This is a genomic window from Blautia sp. CAG:237, from assembly GCF_000436615.1.
Lineage (GTDB): Bacteria > Bacillota > Clostridia > Lachnospirales > Lachnospiraceae > Blautia_A > Blautia_A intestinihominis.
In genome coordinates, this window is record NZ_FR886732.1 from 2,158 (window position 1) to 6,450 (window position 4,293).

The following is a 4,293-nucleotide window of genomic DNA, read 5'->3' on the forward strand; positions in this document are numbered from 1 at the left end:
TCCAGTGACGGCGAAGATATCACCGAGGACGTAGACAGCGATGTTCTTGATGGCGCCAAGGAATCTTACACCGAGGATGCCAGCGTTGCAGAGGATACAGGCATGAATGACGTTCTGGAACCGGACGACGGCTCTGAGGATGATGGCATGGGAATCCCGGAGGCAACTGAAGACGGAACACAGGACAATTACGAAGAAATTACAGAAACTCCGGAAGGAACAGATTCTACAGACACCAGTACAGATGAATCTGACAGCAGTTCCGATGATGGTACAGGAATTCCGGAAGCAACCGGTGATGAGACATACGAAACAGACGCTTCCACAGAGGATACTTTAAATACAGATTCCCTCGATGATGCTTCAAAGGCACAGTTTGACCAGGCAGAACAGTTCTGCGAGGGAGAATACAATGGAGATATCGCAGTTCTCAATACTGTAATGCCAAATGCAGTGCAGCCGACCGTGACTCTTGATACAGACACCGCTTCCAAACTTACAAAGAAAGTTCTTGAGGCATATCTGAATGTTCTCAAGGATGGCGGAGCAACTTATACAGCATCAGAAACAGATATCTATGTATCCAGTCAGCTCAATATGGTCAACAATGACATGAAGAAGATTTTCAGCATTGAGACCGAGCCGGCAACAGACGATATCCTTGCAGCTCAGTCCGCAGAAGACAGACAGACTCTGTACAATGATACCATGAAGTTCTTTGAACAGCTTTATGGTGAGAGTACAGATACTTCTGCTCAGCAGGAATCTACAGATGAGACTTCTTATGATGAGGAGTCTTATGACTAAGAATCCTACAACGAAGAGTACTAATCATTAGGCAAAGCCCTCAGGCCGCAGCTTTTCTGAATAACCAGGAAGCTGCGGCTTTTTGCAGCTTTTTTGAGAACTGCAAAACTGTGATTTTTTTGTGAGCCCTGCGAAAAACTGGAAATCTAAAAGCATCTGTGATAGAATAGAGAGAAATCTTGTTGTTACTGTGGACAGTAACAACTTGCTAACTAATTGATGGGGAATATATAGCCGAAAGGGGAAATAATATGAGTCTTGCAGTGGTTACACTGAAAAAAGGAGAGGGAAGACTTCTCAAATCTGGTGGCATGTGGGTCTTTGACAACGAGATCGCCAGTATTATGGGAAGCTTTGTAAATGGAGATATCGTGCTGGTACATGATTTTGACGGATATCCGCTTGGAAGAGGATTTATCAACACCAATTCCAAGATCACGGTACGTCTGCTTTCCAGAGATGAGAATCAGCATATAGACGAGGACTTTTTTGAAAAAAGAGTAAGAGATGCCTGGGAATACCGCAAAAAGGTAACAGATACTTCAAGCTGCCGCCTGATCTTTGGCGAGGCAGATTTCCTGCCAGGTCTGACAGTTGACAAATTTGAGGATGTTCTGGTCGTACAGTCCCTTGCACTTGGAATCGACCGCTGGAAAGAAATGATCCTCGAACTTATCAGGAAAGTTCTTGTAGAGGACGGAATCAACATCCGTGGAATCTACGAGAGAAGTGATGCCAAAGTCCGCAAGCAGGAAGGAATGGAACTTCACAAGGGCTTCATCGGACCGGAGTTCCCGACTCTTGTTGAGATTGTCGAAAATGGAGTGAAATATCAGGTCGATGTCAAGGACGGACAGAAGACAGGATTTTTCCTGGATCAGAAATACAACCGTCTTGCGATCCAGAAACTCTGCAAGGATGCGAGAGTCCTGGACTGCTTTACACATACAGGTTCTTTTGCACTGAATGCGGGAATTGCAGGAGCAAGAGAAGTTACCGGCGTGGATGCTTCTGAGCTTGCTGTTCATCAGGCACAGGAGAATGCGAAGCTGAATGGACTGGACGGCAGAGTTAAATTTATCTGTGAGGATGTTTTTGAACTGCTTCCGAGACTGGAAGAAGAGGGCGAGAAATATGACGTTGTGATCCTCGATCCGCCGGCGTTTACCAAGTCACGAAGCTCTATCAAGAATGCAGTCAAGGGTTACAGAGAGATCAACCTGCGTGGTATGAAGCTTGTCAGGGATGGAGGATTCCTTGCAACCTGTTCCTGTTCTCATTTTATGGATTATGAACTCTTTACCAAGACGATCGGACAGGCCGCACGAAATGCACACAAGAGACTGCGCCAGGTAGAATACAGAACCCAGGCACCGGATCATCCGATCCTGTGGTCTTCAGATGAATCTTATTATCTGAAGTTTTATGTGTTCCAGGTGTGCAGTGACAGATAAAAATAATCTTACATAATAATAGTGACATCATTTCATTAAAGAAAGAAGGACTTGCATGAGAGAAAAGTTTATCAAGTTTATGGAAGGACGCTATGGAGTAGACGCATTTGCAAGATTTACGATGGGCGTTGCATTTGTGATGATCATTCTGTCCATGTTTATCCGGAACAGAGTCGGCGCGGCGTTTGATACCATTGGCCTTCTTGCGATCCTTTATACTTATTACAGAATGCTTTCCAGAGATATACAGAAGCGTTATGCCGAAAACCAGAAATATCTGTCCATTACATCCGGCATAAGACAGAAATTCAACCGTGAGAAAAACATCATGCAGCAGAGAAAGGAATATCACATTTATTCCTGTCCGAACTGCAAACAGAAGATCCGTATTCCGAGAGGAAAAGGCAAGATAGAGATCGACTGTCCGAAATGCCACACGAAATTTATCAAAAAAAGCTGAATACGATCTGAGATCAGAATACAGCCGGAGGTCTTATGTTTGGTTATGTGGTAATGAATAAACCGGAGATTAAATTCAAGGATTTTGACCTGTATCGTTCTTTTTACTGTGGTCTCTGCAGAGAACTGCGGGATCGCTATGGAGTGACAGGACAGATTTCCCTGACATATGATATGACGTTTGTGATCCTTCTCCTGAGCGGGCTCTATGAGCCGCCGACAAGGAAGGGAACGACGAGATGCATCATCCACCCTGTACGGAAACAGCCGGTCCGCAAAAATGCGATCACAGAGTATGCCGCAGATATGAATGTTTTTCTTGCATACTATAAATGTGAGGATGACTGGAAAGACGAGAAGAAGCTTCTGAGTCTTTTGTACGGGAACCTCCTTCGGGGCAAAGAGAAGCATGCAGAAGAGCGGTGGCGTAAGAAAGTCGACACGATCGTTTCACTTCTGAATGAACTTTCTGAGATGGAGAAGGCGGGGGAAGAGAATATCGATTGCATTTCCGGATGTTTCGGGAAGATCATGGAGGAGATCTTTGCGTATCGGGCAGATCTGTGGGAACCGACACTGCGCCGGATGGGTTTTTTCCTGGGTAAATTTATTTATCTCATGGATGCCTATGATGATGTAGAGGAAGATATCAAAAAAGGAAATTACAATCCTTTTTCCAGAAGTTATATAATGGAAGGGTTCGATGAACAGGTACGGCAGATGCTGATCATGATGATAGCAGAGGTCTGCCGGGAATTTGAAAAACTTCCTATTATTAAATATACCGATATACTGCGGAATATTCTGTATTCCGGAGTCTGGTGCAGATTTGAAGCAGTGTCCGGTAAGAGGAAGAAAGAGCAGGAGAAAGAAAATGTTTGATCCATACAGTGTCCTTGGCGTTTCCAGGGATGCATCCGATGAAGAAATCAAAAAGGCATACCGGAAACTGAGCAGGAAATATCATCCGGATGCAAATATCAATAATCCAAACAAAGAACAGGCGGAAGAGAAGTTCAAGGAAGTCCAGCAGGCTTATGAACAGATCATGAAAGAAAAGGAATACGGCTCCTCTTATGGAAATGCAGGCGGCTACTACGGTGGATTTACAGGCCGTCAGAACAGCACTTACCAGGATGAGGAGGCAATCCGCAGACAGGCGGCTGCCAATTATATCCAGAACCGTCATTTCCAGGAGGCAATGAATGTACTCTCATCCCTGAAGCAGAGGAACGGAGAGTGGTATTACCTTTCTGCGATGGCAAATATGGGATTTGGAAATAATGTCAATGCACTGGAGGATATCCGGACAGCGGTAAACCTGGAGCCGGATAATGTACAGTATCGTATGCTCCTTCAGAGAATGGAGGGCGGCGGAACCTGGTATCAGGAACAGCAGAATCCTTTTGGCGGAATGCCGGTGGATGGAAGCGATTACTGTATGAAGCTCTGTATCGCAAATATGCTCTGCGGACTGTGCTGTCCGGGCGGCGGTGTATTCTGCTGCTGAGAAAATTATTCAGTATTACTAAATGAACCTATTGTGCTACTTCAAATAAATTATATGAAAACC

Annotated in this window: 4 protein-coding genes and 1 pseudogene; all 5 read left to right on the plus strand. The window is 44.8% G+C overall.

Features of this window, described 5'->3' with window-relative positions; translation table 11 throughout:
• Positions 1 to 807 (plus strand): annotated as a pseudogene (locus tag QZL69_RS07145) (DUF1002 domain-containing protein); the annotation flags it as partial.
• A gap of 251 nt (positions 808 to 1,058) precedes the next feature.
• Entirely contained in the window at positions 1,059 to 2,261 is a 1,203-nt protein-coding gene (locus QZL69_RS07150) for a class I SAM-dependent rRNA methyltransferase (protein ID WP_022214536.1), read from the plus strand.
• A 55-nt stretch (positions 2,262 to 2,316) separates the two neighbouring features.
• A complete protein-coding gene (locus QZL69_RS07155; protein ID WP_022214537.1) occupies positions 2,317 to 2,721 on the plus strand; it encodes a hypothetical protein in 405 nt (134 codons plus the stop codon).
• Between the two features lie 35 nt (positions 2,722 to 2,756).
• Positions 2,757 to 3,602, plus strand: coding sequence for a DUF5685 family protein (locus QZL69_RS07160; protein ID WP_022214538.1), 846 nt, complete (start codon positions 2,757 to 2,759; stop codon positions 3,600 to 3,602).
• Positions 3,595 to 4,230: a J domain-containing protein gene (locus tag QZL69_RS07165; protein WP_022214539.1), complete on the plus strand. Its 636-nt coding sequence runs from the start codon at positions 3,595 to 3,597 to the stop codon at positions 4,228 to 4,230. Before QZL69_RS07160 ends, QZL69_RS07165 begins: the two co-directional genes overlap by 8 nt.
• Positions 4,231 to 4,293: the final 63 nt, after the last annotated feature.

What these genes read in the sequence shown, in the direction of transcription:
- QZL69_RS07160 (WP_022214538.1), top strand. Translation starts at nt 2,757, where the DNA reads ATGTTTGGTTATGTGGTAATGAATAAACCGGAGATTAAATTCAAGGAT.
- QZL69_RS07150 (WP_022214536.1), top strand. Translation starts at nt 1,059, where the DNA reads ATGAGTCTTGCAGTGGTTACACTGAAAAAAGGAGAGGGAAGACTTCTC.
- QZL69_RS07155 (WP_022214537.1), top strand. Translation starts at nt 2,317, where the DNA reads ATGAGAGAAAAGTTTATCAAGTTTATGGAAGGACGCTATGGAGTAGAC.
- QZL69_RS07165 (WP_022214539.1), top strand. Translation starts at nt 3,595, where the DNA reads ATGTTTGATCCATACAGTGTCCTTGGCGTTTCCAGGGATGCATCCGAT.